Source organism: Bradyrhizobium niftali, assembly GCF_004571025.1.
In the GTDB taxonomy this organism is placed as follows: domain Bacteria; phylum Pseudomonadota; class Alphaproteobacteria; order Rhizobiales; family Xanthobacteraceae; genus Bradyrhizobium; species Bradyrhizobium niftali.
In genome coordinates this window covers 303,951-317,577 of the sequence record NZ_SPQT01000005.1, presented here as the reverse complement: position 1 = coordinate 317,577, position 13,627 = coordinate 303,951, and the positions used below count along the sequence as shown (strand labels likewise).

The window sequence follows — 13,627 nt, the reverse complement described above, 5'->3', positions numbered from 1 at the left end:
CAGTACGAGGATAGCCTAGTTGTGTCGCGCCGAGCGTATTGACGTTGAGGACAATGCCGGCTTCATCGACCATGAAGTACATGGCCGGATTGTGCTCGAAGATGGCGCGCCAGCGTTTTTCGCGATCCTCCAAATCGGCCGCACTCTGCTGAAGCTTGGCCGCAACGACACGCGCAGCCTCTCTTTCCTGGCGGAGCTTTCCGATCAGGTGCGCTCCCACAATCGAGGCAATAAAGAATGCAACAACCACCGGCAGATCTTGGGGGTCATCGATACGCAGGCTGAACGCCGGCGGCGCAAAGTAGTAAGCGAGAGCAGCGATGGCTATGATGCAAAGCGTGGACGACGCGATGAAGCTGCCCATCAACGAAAACAGCAATACCACCAACAAATAGGCGAACGCCGTCGCGGCGAAATGGGCGTGAAGGTACAAGCCAGCCAGTGTTACCACGGCCAGCGCTATGCTGCCGAAAGTAAACTGAGGGGCTGAACGTTCTAAACTGCTGATCGGGCTACGCATTCTGATACCGTCCGGCCTTTTCTCCGGCGGGGGAGCTATAACATTTTAGGCAAAAATAAGGCAATACTCAGCACCGGCACCCGCTGGTGAGCGGTTCCGCTCGATTGCTTGGTAATGAACTGAGCACGCGCAGAGAAAAATTGCATCACAGACGTACGTATAGTTGTCCTAAACCTTTCAATATGGCGCGGTGACACGCCTGCAATCGATGCTCAGGTGCCTGCTTTCCTACGTTGCCGATAATCCGGACAGGCGCTCGAGGCTGCAGCCGAGGATAACTCCCTTACGCCAGCCGCAGGAGGACAGCGGCTGCAGTTCAGTCAAGACGTTGAGCCGGAACAATCAGGGCGCCTCGCCGAACCCGGAAAGAACAAAGACAAGCTGCCGAACCACTCATCTCGCCGGTACGATCGGTCATGCGGAAGAAAGCGCAATGGTCATGTGCCGAGATACGAAGGCGAAGTTACGACTGCTTTGTATGTCCTAGGGCCATCACGCCTCGGTGCGGAGGCTTGTCTCCGGGGCGTTGGCCGGAATCGAGCGCGATTGTAGGCGGAGCAACAACTAGTTTGTCAGGCCGGACACGATCTGTCGCAGTCCTGTTATCTGGCACGGCAAATGTCGCAGAAGCGTGCAGATGGCCGGAAGCTTGACGGTGAAAGACGCGCTTGAAAATGACTGGTACCGACTCTTTTGCTCGGCGGGCATCTTTTCAGGGCGGCTGCCCGGGGGGCGAGGCGGGCTGCGCACCGGCGATCGCGCGTGAAAGTTCCGGCTCGTCAAGTCGGCTGTCTCGATTCGAACTACGAGAAATGTCGCTGCGCTTGCATTCAACGCGTCTTTGAATGGCGGCGACTAGGATCCGGGACCTATCTCATCGTGTGTCGGTAATGGAAACGTTGGGCTGGTTGAGCCGAGCTTGCAGCGTCGCGTGCTCGAGCTCGTCCTCCCACCAGGATACGAACACGGCGGCGATGCCATTGCCGGTGATGTTAGTAAGGGCGCGCACCTCGCTCATGAACTTGTCGATCGAAAATACGATTGCCATGCCCGGCACCAGCGCTGGGTTGACCACCGACAACGTCGCAGCGAGCGTGATGAAGCCCGCGCCGGTGACGCCGCTTGCTCCCTTCGACGTTAGCATTGCCACGAGCAGGATCGTGAGCTGCTGGCCAAAGGTGAGATCGACCCCGAGTGCCTGGGCAATGAACAATGTCGCAAGTGTCATATAGATATTGGTGCCGTCGAGGTTGAAGGAGTAGCCAGTTGGCACCACCAGGCCGACCACGGGCTTGGAGCAGCCCAACCGTTCGAGCTTCTCCATCAATTGCGGCAGCGCGCTTTCAGAGGACGATGTGCCGAGCACGATCAGAATCTCGTCCTTGATATACACAATGAACTTGAAGATTGAAAAGCCGACGAGGCGCGCGATCAAACCGAGCACCACCACGACAAATAATGCCGCCGTCGCGTAAAACAGCGCGATCAGACCGATCAAATTGCCGAGTGCTGCCGGCCCGAACTTGCCGATCGTGAAGGCCATGGCCGCGAAGGCGCCGATCGGAGCCGCTTTCATGATGATAGCGATGACGCCGAACACCGCGTTCGCGACGTCGTCAATCATGCCTCGCAGTCGCTCCCCACGGTTTCCTAACGCCATCAGTGAAAAGCCGAATAGGATCGCGAACAGGAGAACCTGCAGAACATCGCCCCGGGCGAAGGCGCCGACAACGGTATCCGGAATGATGTTGAGAAAGAAATCGACGGTCTTCGAGGCTTCCGCCTGCTTGACGTAATTGGCGACCGCACCAGCATCCGGCTTGACCGCAAGGCCATGACCGATTTGGACCAGATTGCCCATAAGAAGGCCCAACACCAAGGCAAAGCTGGAGACGATCTCGAAATAGACAAGCGCCTTGATGCCGACGCGCCCGACTTTCTTCGCATCCTGAATATGCGCAATACCAGATGTGACGGTGCAGAAAATAATCGGCGCGATGACCATCTTGATGAGCTTGATAAACCCGTCACCGAGCGCCTTGACCCAGTCGTTTGTCGCGACAGACGGCCATAGACAGCCGACCATGGCGCCAATCAAGATTGCGATCAGCACCTGCACGTAGAGAATCTTATACCAAGCTTGCGACGCGCGTGCGGGCGCCGCAGTTGCCATGGTGGTCATGACGCTTCATTCCCAAATATACTCGAATGCGAGCCGCCGCGTCATTGAGAGGCGACAGCGTCATACGAGGCTCATCATTTTAGCCTTGTCCGATTGAAGACGGTTCCGAGAGCCGGTGCGTCGTTCCAAAAGGCAGGCGTTTAGTTGCGTTATCCTTTCTCGTTAAGCAAGATATGCACCAGTTGCCCAAAGTGCGCCCAATTGAGCGGTCTCGGGCAAGCCGTCTGTCTCCGGTGGTATCCGTTTGAGTGCTCGGCCCGCGTTCGCAAAGTCGAACAAAAAGTTGCGGCGAGACGTGTAACTTGATCGGTTGAGCGCATTAGTGGAGTTCCGTCTCGGGATGGAAGCCCGAGCGTGATCGATCTGCGCTAACTGCTGATGGATGCAACAGTGGATGACATTGGTAAAATTGATAGTTTGGATTGTACTCATCCACGCGATGGAAGCCTGGTTTGCGAGCTCGATTGCGCGGGGCAATAATCTTGAAACGATGCACTGCTCGTCGCTAGCGGCAAAGCTTGTTCGTGCACGGGGCATTTGTCTCCAGGCATGTGCGAAGATGCGCATTAGGCAGATTGGTCGATAGGCTGCCTTAGCTCTCGGCCCCTCAGCGCCTTTTGCCGCGTCGCAGAAGCAGCGTCACGATGATTACTCGCTAGATTATTCGCGTTGCTGCCAAAGGGCAGGCTTCATGGATCCGTTCCATTACCGGCCCGGCGAGTGCGGCGTTTGAGCCACCAACAAACCACATAGGCATCTCTGGCAGCGTCAAATTCTGCCGTTTCGTTGCGCGGCCGTCGCTGTCTGCTCGGCAACAGAGATGCCAGAAATCTGACATAGCGTTAGGTCCACGCCACCGCGACCTCGACGTCTATGCGAATTTCTCCCATGTTGCGCATGGCGGCCCCGCAGTTCGCACGCGGCACAGGAATTGCTGATTTTAAACGAGGAGGTGCCGCCGTCAGATGGATGGAAGCGGCCCTCTCACAGGAGTTGCCGATGAGACTTGCGACGCTGCTCTTGCTCGTGGAAACGACGCGCGTGAATGTGGCGGCCGCCATGAAGTGCGACGCGACTAAAAGGCGATCCGCGCCACGTAGCTGCGCGAGTCGGACGTGCAGGCGATCACTGAACCCGTAAAACGACCTGCTTTCAGCTTTGGGTTGACGCACATGGATGTCTTTTCGGCAGAGATTGCGCAATCTGTTGCGCTCACGATTGAGCTAGCCAGCGTAACGACCGTGATTCTCCTCGTGATTAGCGTGCCCCTCGCTTTGTGGCTATCGCGCTCAAAGACTCTTTTGAGTGAGGCGGTGACGATGATGATCGCCCTGCCGCTGGTGCTGCCGCCGACGGCTCTCGGCTTTTGCTTACTCGTGTTGCTCGGCCCAGACGGACCGGGTGGCGTTCTCGCCTCTTTGTGGGGCGAGCGCACGCTCGCTTTTACTTTCGCGGGAATCGTGATCGGATCGGTCCTCTCGGCGCTGCCGTTGGTGGTGCAGCCGATCCGTAACGCCTTTGTTGGGATGGGAGATCGCCAGTTGGAAACTACGGGGCGCGTTTCGTCGCTGTACGCCTTCATTACGATCAGGGGGCCGCTGGCGCGATTGGAGTTTGTTAAAGCCGCTGTGGTTGGCTTTTCTCATACGATCGGCACATTCGGCGTCGTGATGATGATCGGCGGCAACATTCCTGGGCGCACCAAGGTTTTGTCAGCCTACGTCGTAGAGTACGTCCAAGCATCGCGCTGGCGCGAGGCGAGTGTAGTTGCCGGCGGTATGGTGATGTTCGCCTTTGCGGCAATTTTCACCTTAACCCTCATCGACAGACACTGTGCCAGGAGAGGAACCGAACCGTCTTAGGTTAGCCGGCTGGACATATCCGATCACGAGCGGCAGTATTGCAAGCCGGATCCATCAATCCTTGCGAGGCTACAATGAACAAGCTTGTTATGGCCGCGGGGCTGTTGGAATCGGCTTCAATTCAGTGCACTCCGCGCCTCTGCCCGGAGCGACGGCCCATGACGTCGGCGTTTCTCAGCAGCGCCTCGCCAAGCTCGACGAGTTCTCCGCTCGCGAAATCGCGAGTAAACGCGTGCCGGGTGCGGTGGTTGCAATCGCCATGGACGACAAGCTGATTCATGACGAAGGTGCACAGGCAACTCGTCTTGCAAAAGGAAAGTCGATGCGGCTTCACGGGATGTGATGATCCAGGAGCTCGAACGGAGACAGAAGTTATTGATGGGCGAGCTTGTTCATCGCATCAAAACAACCTGGTGGTCGTAATCGGGATGACGCGGCAAACGTAAGATCTGCTAATCAACTCAATTGCGCCGCGAGCTTTCATCCGAATGGTAGTGGAGGGCCTCCTCGCACCGTACCATTCGAACACCGAGCGATTAAGGTTGTCTGGTCCAGCAGTGGAGCTGGAGTCCAAGCAGGCTCTGTCCCTTCTGATGGCGATCCACGAGCTCGCGACGAACGCGGTGAAGCATGGGGTCCTTTCCTGGGATGAAGGCTATGTTCCTATCTTAGGCTTTCGACGGGGAGGAGTTCTGCTTCTCTTGGCGGGAAAGCGGCGGCCCAATCGTCACCGAGCCGACCAGGAGGGTTTCGGCAGTCACATGATCGAGATACTTCTTGCGCACGACTTCGGAGGCGTTACCAAGTTGGCCTACGAAACATCTGGCCTCGAGCGGGGCGATGTCCTCTTCCGAGAGATGCCCCGACCAAGGGCATGCTGGCTGCGGACGGGAGCCTTGACCTCAACCGGACCTTCGCGGTCCCATCCGGACCACGTCGGCTTGAACCGACAAAACCCCGAACTCACGTCGAGCGCCATGTGAGACTTTGCCCAATTCTGGTAGTTTGACGCGGCACGAGGCGGCATTCTAATTCTCTCCATCGCAAATGGGGGGAGTCCTGCAATGACCGGCGGAAGCATAGGCTCGCCACCCGCGCCGGCGAGTGACGGGCCAAGAAAGCCTATGAGCCCGTCGGAGCGGCTCGAAGCGATTGACGTGCTGCGGGGCGTGGCCCTGTTCGGCGTGCTCGCGATGAACATCGTGACCATATTTCGGATCTCCATCTTCGCGCCGTTCTTACCGAACGCGGAGCCGGCGGTGCCGCTCGACCGGGCCGTGGCGGCTGTGCTGACGGTTGTGGTCGAGTTGAAGGCGTTTTCGCTGTTCTCGCTGTTGTTCGGCGTCGGCCTTGCGATCCAATTCGAGCGGCTTGCCGGCAATGCGCGGCGGATGATCTTGCTCGTGCGCAGGCTGCTGGTGTTGCTGGTTATTGGCCTGGTGCATCTCTATTTCATCTGGAACGGGGACATTCTCGTCGAATACGCGTTGGCGGGCTTCGTGGTCCTGCCCTTCCTCGGCGGCGCGCGGTGGCTCATGGCAGGTGCAGCCCTGCTGCTCCTGGGGCTCTACGTGACCATGCCGCTGTTACCGCCGATCGTGCCGCTGCCAGGTGCAGCCGAGATGGCCGCTCTTGCCACGGAGGCGACGCGTGTGTACGGCACGGGCGGATTTCTCGATGTGCTCGCGTTCCGGATCCGCGAGGTGCCGGCGATCTTTCCGCTGCACGTCATGGGCTTTCCGCGCACTGTCGCGCTGTTCCTCGTCGGCGCCCTCGCGTGGCGCAGCGGAGTTTTGCGTCGGGCCTCGGCGAACCGGCGCCTGCTGCTCGTCCTCGCAACCTTTGGCATTCTTCTCGGCGGTGGATTGAGTCTCGCGGCAGCACGACAAGAGCTCTTCGATTGGCCGTCGCTCGGTCGCGCGCGCTTTCCGGTGGAAGAGCTGGGGGTGCTCGTGTTGGCGCTGGGTTATGCCGCCGCAGTCATCGCCGCTGTGAACCTCCCGGGCGGGCGGAGAATACTAGGCTGGGCCGCGCCGCTTGGCCGCATGGCGTTCACCAACTATCTGGCGCAATCTGTGATCTGCGGCTGGATCTTCTACGGCTATGGTCTAGGCCAATTTGCTCGCCTTGGCGTGGCCGCGACACTGGCGATCGGTATTTTCGTGTATGTCGCGCAGGTGGTGTTCAGCGCTTGGTGGCTGCGCCGCTATCGGTTCGGTCCTGTCGAGTGGCTCTGGCGCTCGTGCATGTACGGGGTACCGCAGCCGATGCGAGCAACGGTCAACTTAGCCATCATGCGCGCGACCAAAGCGGTTTGATGCGGGGTCCCGATACGCAAGCTGCGTTCTGCTTCAAGAAGAAGCCGCCCAAGCGGGTACGGCTGGTTTTGGCCCTTTGGCGACCTCGGGAGATGTCCGCTTTTCCCCCGGTTGGGGGGACGGACATCAGGCGGCCAGTCGCTTAAGAGCACACGGCCTAGGCAGACACTGTTTACTACCCATCGACGTCGACTGAAAGTCGGCGCCGTCACCTGCTGTCTGCGTCAGCCGCTCGCGCTAGTGCTGCAACAACGAGATCGCCTCCGCTATTACGAAGAAGCTCTTGCAGGCGGGTTTGGTGTCGAGACGCTCAAAGACGATCGCGCATTACGCCCCATTGGTCAGCAATCGGCAAGTCTGATGAAGACTGGAGGGCAGTCCGGTGCCCGTCAGCAACACCAATTCTATTCAAGAACCGGCAGACGCGTGAGTGTCGCGGTCGTGCAAAAGCGAGCATGAGGTAGTCGCCATGCAGTGATGAACTATATTGCTGCTCTGTAGAGGTGCTCACATGAACGTCCAAAACCAGACACCGTTTGCATGAAAGATCAATGGCGCAGCCTGTGGCTCGCTGGCTGCTTTCGACAGTCCGCAGTGCCGAAGCGGTGGCTTGGTATCTGTCAAGTGTTTCGCTTCGCTGGCTTGTTTCTTGCTGAACGTCAGGAATTCGTTACGGCCGACAACAACTCACACGGAAGGCTTTATGGGTGGTCCAACGGAAACGTTCTACAGCGTGATCAGACGCCAAGGTATGACGCGTCGTAGTTTCCACAAATTCTGCAGTTTGACTGCCGCGAGCTTGGGACTTGATCCGCTCGCCGCAAGCAGTATTGCCAACGCCTTGGAGACCAAACCACGTGTGCCCGTCATCTGGCTGCACGGGCTCGAGTGTACCTGCTGCTCGGAAAGCTTTATCCGCTCGGCCCATCCCTTGATCAAGGACGCGCTGCTCTCGATGATTTCGCTCGACTATGACGATACGATCATGGCGGCGGCAGGACACCAAGCCGAAGCCATCCTGGAGGAAACTCGTGCCAAGTACAAGGGCAGGTATGTGCTCGCCGTCGAAGGCAATCCACCGCTGAACGAGGGTGGCATGTTCTGCATTGACGGCGGCAAGCCGTTCGTTGAAAAGCTCAGGTCCATGGCGGAAGAGGCCATGGCGATCATCGCTTGGGGCACGTGTGCGTCGTGGGGATGCGTGCAAGCGGCCAAGCCCAATCCGACTGGCGCGGCGCCGATCGATAAGGTGATCACCAACAAGCCGATCATTAAGGTGCCCGGGTGCCCGCCTATCGCAGAGGTCATGAGTGGCCTCGTGACTTTCATCACGACGTTCGGAAAGCTTCCGGAGCTCGATCGCCGAGGGTGTCCAAGTATGTTCTATTCCGAGCGCATTCACGACAAGTGCTATCGCCGTTCCCATTTCGACGCTGGCCAATTCGTCGAAGAGTGGGACGATAAGAACGCGCGGAAGGGCTATTGTCTGTACAAGATGGGCTGCAAGGGGCCAACCACCTACAATGCCTGTTCGGCCATTCGGTGGAACGGCGGCGTCTCATTTCCGATTCAATCCGGGCACGGCTGCTTCGGCTGCTCCGAAGACGGCTTCTGGGATAAAGGGTCTTTTTACGACCGTCTCGCAACGATCAAGCAGTTCGGCATCGAGGAGAACGCCGACCAAATCGGCATGGCCGCTGCCGGCGTAGTTGGGCTAACCGTCGCTGCCCATGCGGCGGTCACCGCCGTGAAGCGATTGACCCACAAGTCGGATCGCGCAGCCCCAAAAGCAAACTGAGTTGAGGAGGGGGCGACGTTGGCCGTCCAGACACCGAATGGGTTCAATCTCGATCGTTCAGGCAGGCGAATCGTCATTGACCCGCTGACGCGGATCGAAGGCCACCTGCGTGTCGAAGCCAATCTCGATTCGGACAATGTGATCCGCAATGCGGTCTCAAGCGGGACGATGTGGCGTGGCATCGAAGTCATCCTGCGCGGACGCGATCCGCGCGACGCCTGGGCATTCACCGAGCGGATTTGTGGGGTCTGCACCGGCACCCATGCGCTCACCTCCGTGCGCGCGGTTGAAAATGCACTAGGAATTGCGATTCCGGAGAATGCCAATTCGATCCGCAACATCATGCAGCTGTGCCTGCTCGTGCATGATCACCTCGTACATTTCTATCACCTGCACGCGCTGGATTGGGTCGACGTGGTCTCCGCGCTCAAGGCCGATCCCAAGTCGACCTCGGCGCTCGCGCAGTCTATCTCGCCCTGGCCGCTGTCGTCCCCTGGCTACTTTAGGGATTTGCAGATCCGGCTCACCAAATTCTTCGGATCAGGGCAGCTCGGTCCGTTCAAGAATGGCTATTGGGGGCATCCGGCCTACAAGCTGCCACCGGAAGCGAACCTGATGGCTGTAGCGCATTATCTGGAAGCGCTGGACTTCCAGAAGGAGATCGTCAAGATCCAAGCTATCTATGGTGGCAAGAACCCGCATCCGAACTGGCTGGTCGGCGGCGTGCCCTGCCCGATCAACATCGACGGAACTGGTGCGGTGGGTGCGATCAATATGGAGCGACTGAACATCGTCTCCTCGATCATCGACCGTTCGATCGAGTTTGTCGAGCAGGTCTACCTGCCCGACATTGCCGCGATCTGCTCGTTCTATAAGGACTGGCTCCATGGCGGCGGACTTTCGAGCAAGAGCGTGATGTCCTATGGCGACATCCCCGAAAACGCAAATGACTATTCCGCCAAAAGTTTCAAGCTGCCGCGCGGGGTCATTCTTGGTGGCAATCTGAATGAGATACTGCCGATCGACCATGGAGATCCCGAGCAGATCCAGGAATTCGTCGCGCATTCATGGTATAAATACCCCAGCGATTGCTGTGGACTGCATCCCTGGGACGGTATCACCGAGCCGCATTTTGAACTTGGGCCAAAACTCAGAGGCAGCAAGACAGATATCAAGGAACTCGACGAAGGCGGCAAGTATTCCTGGATCAAAGCGCCGCGCTGGCGCGGCCACGCCGTGGAGGTCGGGCCGTTGGCGCGATACATCATCGGTTATGCGCAAGGCAAAGCCGAGTTCAAGGAGCCGGCCGAGAGACTACTCAAGGGGCTCAATCTTCCGCTGACTGCGCTGTTCTCGACGCTTGGCCGTACTGCTGCGCGGGCGCTCGAATGCCAGTGGGCGGCGCATCAGATGCGTTATTTCCAGGATAAGCTGGTAATCCACATCAAGGCAGGCAATACGGCAACTGCCGATGTCAGCAGGTGGAAGCCGGAAAGCTGGCACAAGGAGGCCAAGGGCTACGGGTTCAGTGAGGCCCCACGCGGTGCACTTGGGCACTGGATCAAGATCAAGGGCGCCAAGATCGACAATTATCAATGTGTTGTGCCGACGACGTGGAACGGATCTCCTCGCGATCCCAAGGGCAATGTTGGCGCTTTTGAAGCCTCCCTGATCGGCACCCCGATGGCCGATCCGCAGCGGCCCCTGGAGATCTTGCGCACGATCCATTCCTTTGATCCGTGCTTGGCTTGCTCGACCCACGTGATGAGTCCCGACGGCCAGGAAATGGCCTCGGTCAATGTTCGTTAGCGACGTGCTGGATAGAGCCCGGAAGCTCCTTGCCAGCGTCGATGCGGAACCCGCTGAACGGAGCATCGGCGCTGGCACTGCCTACGCGCCGGTGCGACTGTGGCATTGGGTTAATGCGGCGGCCATTCTGGTGCTAAGTTTAACCGGCTATGTCATAGGAACCGGTACACCCGCGATGTCGGGAGAGGCAAGCGGCAATTTCCTGTTCGGCTATATCCGCTTTGCTCATTTCTCGACGGGATATGTGCTGAGTATCGGCTTTCTTTTGCGGATCTACTGGGCGTTAATCGGAAACGCGCATGCGATGCAGATCTTTTGGTTGCCGCTCTGGCGCAGGCGCTTTTGGCGCGAGGTGTACCACGAGATTCGCTGGTACGCGTTCCTTACAGTTGAGCCCGAGAGGCGGCTCGGGCACAACCGTCTTGCTCAGTTAGCAATGTTCTTCATGTTTACGCAGACGATGACGTTCTTGGTCGTCACGGGCTTTGCACTTTATGGGCAAGGTGCCGGTACTGACAGCTGGCAGTACAAGCTGTTTGGTTGGGTATTTTCAATTTGGCCGAACAGCCAGGACGTGCATACCGGGCATCATCTCGGCCTGTGGGTGATCGTGACTTTTGCGCTGGTCCACATCTACGCGGCGATCCGCGAAGACTCATGTAGCGCCGGAGCACCTCTTCTATGATATCGGGTTCGCGGATTTCGCGATTGACTGGGAAGCGGATGCATCCGGAAAACAAGAAAAGGATCCTGGTGCTCGGCATCGGCAATATCCTGTGGGCCGATGAGGGATTCGGCGTGCGAGTGGTCGAGGAGTTTCACCGCCGCTACGCGATCGATGACAACGTAACCGTCCTCGATGGCGGCACACAGGGGCTCTATCTCATCAGTTTTCTGGAGCAGGCCGATTGCCTGATCGTGTTCGATGCCATCGACTATGGATTTCTACCCGGGCAGTTGAAGCTGGTGCGAGATGACGAAGTGCCAAAATTTACCGCCACCAGGAAGGTGAGCCTGCATCAGACCGGCTTTCAGGAGGTCTTGAGTGCGGTCGACCTGCTTGGCCGGCGCCCGCGAGAGCTCGCTCTCATCGGCTGTCAGCCACTGGACCTAGAGCATTGGGGCGGTCCGCTGACCGTCCCGGTACGCGTTCAGATTGCGCCTGCGATTGAACTGGCTTGCAAACTCCTGGAGCAGTGGGACTCGCCGGCAAAACCGCGGACCGCGCCGCTGCCTGCATCAGAACGGCTGTTAGCGAACAATATCGACCATGCAAACTATGAGATGGGGGCGCAGCCGATTTAGCGGCCCGCGACTGACCATGTGCCTTGGCTTGCCAATGACCATTGTCCAGACCGACGGCATCACGGCGCTGTGCGAGTATCGCAATGAACAGCGGCGCGTCTCGGTCGTGCTGCTCTCCGACGCCTCGGTCGGCGCCAAGGTGCTCGTTCATATCGACAGCGCGGTGCGGCTTTTAGACGAAAATGAAGCAAGGCTGATCTCGGATGCACTTGACGGGCTTGAGGCCAGCCTCAACGGCCAGGACTGCGATCGCTTCTTTGCGGACTTGATCGGTCATCAGCCGCAATTGCCGGAGCACCTGCGCTAGAAGTTCCGCTCGCCGGTTTTGCTCACAAATCGTATCCCAGTCGCACGTACCTTTGCAGCGAAATGTCAGGCGCTTCCATCCGCTGGTTCGAGTGCGATTCGCGGCCAGACGGTGATTGGCATACGCCTTGCTAATACCCTGCTAGCAGAACCGAACATTAACAGGAAGGCGTGTGATGAAGTTGCAGCCGACGCAGCATGGTCTGGCGCGACCCGCTCCGCTGAACGTGGAGGGCGTCAGCGTCGATGCGCGCCTGGTCGCGAACCCTCCCGTGAGGGCGGCCGTGATGCCGCTGCGGGCCGCCGATCCTCCATATTTGCTCCGGATCATCCAAGTCGCACTCTTACTTCCTGAGATGGTCAAGACGCTTCGGCGGCGCAGGCAAGGTGCAGTGCCTGCGTGCGGTGTAGGTCGCGAACTGGTTGAGTGGCTCGGCCTGCGAGGCCCGCCGGCGCCGATCCTCTGCCAACGGCACGGTACACTCCTCCTGATCGGCAGGAGACCGGTCCGTTTCGTCGCGATCGATCGCATTTCCGTACCGATGGTTCGGCCACACGCCGGCAGCGCTTGTGTCGGCAAGTGCATTGCCTCTCGATACGGCCAACGGAACATCGCATTATGAAAACAGCGATCCGCGTTGTATCCGACGCCGCCGACGGGGCGGCGAATGACCTTGCCATCGGCTCTGGAAGTCTCGATGTATTCTACAACGGGTTAACGAGTGCGAGTGCGCTCGCCAAGCGCGCTTGGCGCGACGGCGACGAGCTTGCAAGGACCTATCCGAATGCCACCGCGCTATTATCAAATGCCGCCGCTGCCGTTGGCAGCCAGAAGAGCGGCGCTCGGACACAACTGTACGGACTCGCGAATCTCAGCGATCCCGAGCGCAAGCTGATAGGCGAAGTGCTCGGAGCAGGTGAGGTCGCTGGGGTGGTTGCGCTGCCAGATGGCTCTTTGGCGCAAATCCGTGAGTCCGTGCTTGCAGGAATTTGGCGCGTGCGCATCGGAAGCGAGCCGGCGCGCGAATATCTTGAGGTCGGAGCGATCCCGCAGATTGTCCGGCGCGCCGCAACTGACCTGACGTCCGCCGACCTTGCGATCGGCGCGGCGCCGGACGGCGCGATGAACGTGCAACCGGTGCTCGCCGAAATACGCGAGCGGGCCCGCGTCTGGCGCTTTGGCATGCGCGCGCATGTCATCAATCTCACCTTGCTGCCGATGAGCGTTATCGACCTGGCATTCCTGCAGCAAAGCCTGGGCAATGGTCCGGTCCAACTCATCTTCCGCGGCTACAGCACGTGCCGAGTGCAGGCGACCGGGATCAGGAACGTCTGGTCGGTGCAGTTCTTCAATTCTACGGACAATATCATCCTTGATATGCTGGAGGTCGGCGGCGTGCCGATTGTTGCGTTGGCTGCCGACGAGGATTTCCAGGACTCTGCCGCGCGCATACAGGAAATTATTGAGGCGTACTTCACATGAAGAACTTGGAGAACGTTCGCCGTCCGGTGGGTTCCCGTAGACGG

Annotated in this window: 11 protein-coding genes and 1 pseudogene; 9 read left to right on the top strand and 3 right to left on the bottom strand. The window is 58.8% G+C overall.

Translation table 11 applies throughout. The features are described from left to right. Positions 1-520, bottom strand: a 520-nt coding sequence (locus E4K65_RS13635) for a DUF4118 domain-containing protein (RefSeq protein ID WP_135174563.1), incomplete at its 3' end; no start/stop codon positions are given. Between the two features lie 874 nt (positions 521-1,394). Then, entirely contained in the window at positions 1,395-2,702 is a 1,308-nt protein-coding gene (gene dctA / locus E4K65_RS13630; protein ID WP_135174562.1) for a C4-dicarboxylate transporter DctA, read from the bottom strand. A 1,172-nt stretch (positions 2,703-3,874) separates the two neighbouring features. On the opposite strand from dctA, the gene E4K65_RS13625 reads away from it, so the two are divergent. The 8 genes and pseudogenes from E4K65_RS13625 to E4K65_RS13590 all read left to right on the top strand — a co-directional run bounded on the left by E4K65_RS13625 (position 3,875) and on the right by E4K65_RS13590 (position 12,101). Continuing rightward, the gene (locus E4K65_RS13625; protein ID WP_167770784.1) at positions 3,875-4,564 is read left to right on the top strand and encodes a molybdate ABC transporter permease subunit; all 690 of its coding nucleotides are present in this window, start codon (positions 3,875-3,877) and stop codon (positions 4,562-4,564) included. Positions 4,565-4,625: 61 nt separating this feature from the next. Then, positions 4,626-4,907 (top strand): hypothetical protein, encoded by a 282-nt coding sequence (locus tag E4K65_RS13620; RefSeq protein WP_209312061.1) that lies wholly within the window; start codon positions 4,626-4,628, stop codon positions 4,905-4,907. Between the two features lie 781 nt (positions 4,908-5,688). Next, positions 5,689-6,882 carry a DUF418 domain-containing protein gene (locus tag E4K65_RS13615; RefSeq protein ID WP_235885625.1) on the top strand — a complete coding sequence of 398 codons (1,194 nt, stop codon included), beginning with the start codon at positions 5,689-5,691 and terminating at the stop codon, positions 6,880-6,882. A 703-nt stretch (positions 6,883-7,585) separates the two neighbouring features. Further along, positions 7,586-8,680: a hydrogenase small subunit gene (locus E4K65_RS13610; protein WP_135174560.1), complete on the top strand. Its 1,095-nt coding sequence runs from the start codon at positions 7,586-7,588 to the stop codon at positions 8,678-8,680. Positions 8,681-8,698: 18 nt separating this feature from the next. Further along, a complete protein-coding gene (locus E4K65_RS13605; protein WP_135174559.1) occupies positions 8,699-10,489 on the top strand; it encodes a nickel-dependent hydrogenase large subunit in 1,791 nt (596 codons plus the stop codon). After that, positions 10,479-11,200, top strand: a pseudogene (gene cybH / locus E4K65_RS13600) (Ni/Fe-hydrogenase, b-type cytochrome subunit); the annotation flags it as partial. The gene E4K65_RS13605 and the pseudogene cybH, both read left to right, overlap by 11 nt. Before the next feature lie 12 nt (positions 11,201-11,212). Further along, positions 11,213-11,794 carry a HyaD/HybD family hydrogenase maturation endopeptidase gene (locus tag E4K65_RS13595; RefSeq protein WP_135174595.1) on the top strand — a complete coding sequence of 194 codons (582 nt, stop codon included), beginning with the start codon at positions 11,213-11,215 and terminating at the stop codon, positions 11,792-11,794. A 16-nt stretch (positions 11,795-11,810) separates the two neighbouring features. Further along, a complete protein-coding gene (locus tag E4K65_RS13590) occupies positions 11,811-12,101 on the top strand; it encodes a HypC/HybG/HupF family hydrogenase formation chaperone (RefSeq protein WP_135174557.1) in 291 nt (96 codons plus the stop codon). 343 nt (positions 12,102-12,444) lie between these two features. On the opposite strand, the gene E4K65_RS49490 is transcribed toward E4K65_RS13590, so the two are convergent. Continuing rightward, positions 12,445-12,576 carry a hypothetical protein gene (locus E4K65_RS49490; RefSeq protein WP_283813827.1) on the bottom strand — a complete coding sequence of 44 codons (132 nt, stop codon included), beginning with the start codon at positions 12,574-12,576 and terminating at the stop codon, positions 12,445-12,447. Between the two features lie 143 nt (positions 12,577-12,719). On the opposite strand from E4K65_RS49490, the gene E4K65_RS13580 reads away from it, so the two are divergent. Next, positions 12,720-13,583, top strand: a complete 864-nt coding sequence (locus tag E4K65_RS13580; RefSeq protein ID WP_135174555.1) for a hydrogenase expression/formation protein — start codon at positions 12,720-12,722, stop codon at positions 13,581-13,583. The last annotated feature ends 44 nt before the right edge of the window (positions 13,584-13,627 follow it).

What these genes read in the sequence shown, in the direction of transcription:
- dctA (WP_135174562.1), bottom strand. Translation starts at nt 2,702, where the DNA reads ATGACCACCATGGCAACTGCGGCGCCCGCACGCGCGTCGCAAGCTTGG.
- E4K65_RS13625 (WP_167770784.1), top strand. Translation starts at nt 3,875, where the DNA reads ATGGATGTCTTTTCGGCAGAGATTGCGCAATCTGTTGCGCTCACGATT.
- E4K65_RS13615 (WP_235885625.1), top strand. Translation starts at nt 5,689, where the DNA reads ATGAGCCCGTCGGAGCGGCTCGAAGCGATTGACGTGCTGCGGGGCGTG.
- E4K65_RS13610 (WP_135174560.1), top strand. Translation starts at nt 7,586, where the DNA reads ATGGGTGGTCCAACGGAAACGTTCTACAGCGTGATCAGACGCCAAGGT.
- E4K65_RS13595 (WP_135174595.1), top strand. Translation starts at nt 11,213, where the DNA reads ATGCATCCGGAAAACAAGAAAAGGATCCTGGTGCTCGGCATCGGCAAT.
- E4K65_RS13590 (WP_135174557.1), top strand. Translation starts at nt 11,811, where the DNA reads ATGTGCCTTGGCTTGCCAATGACCATTGTCCAGACCGACGGCATCACG.
- E4K65_RS13580 (WP_135174555.1), top strand. Translation starts at nt 12,720, where the DNA reads ATGAAAACAGCGATCCGCGTTGTATCCGACGCCGCCGACGGGGCGGCG.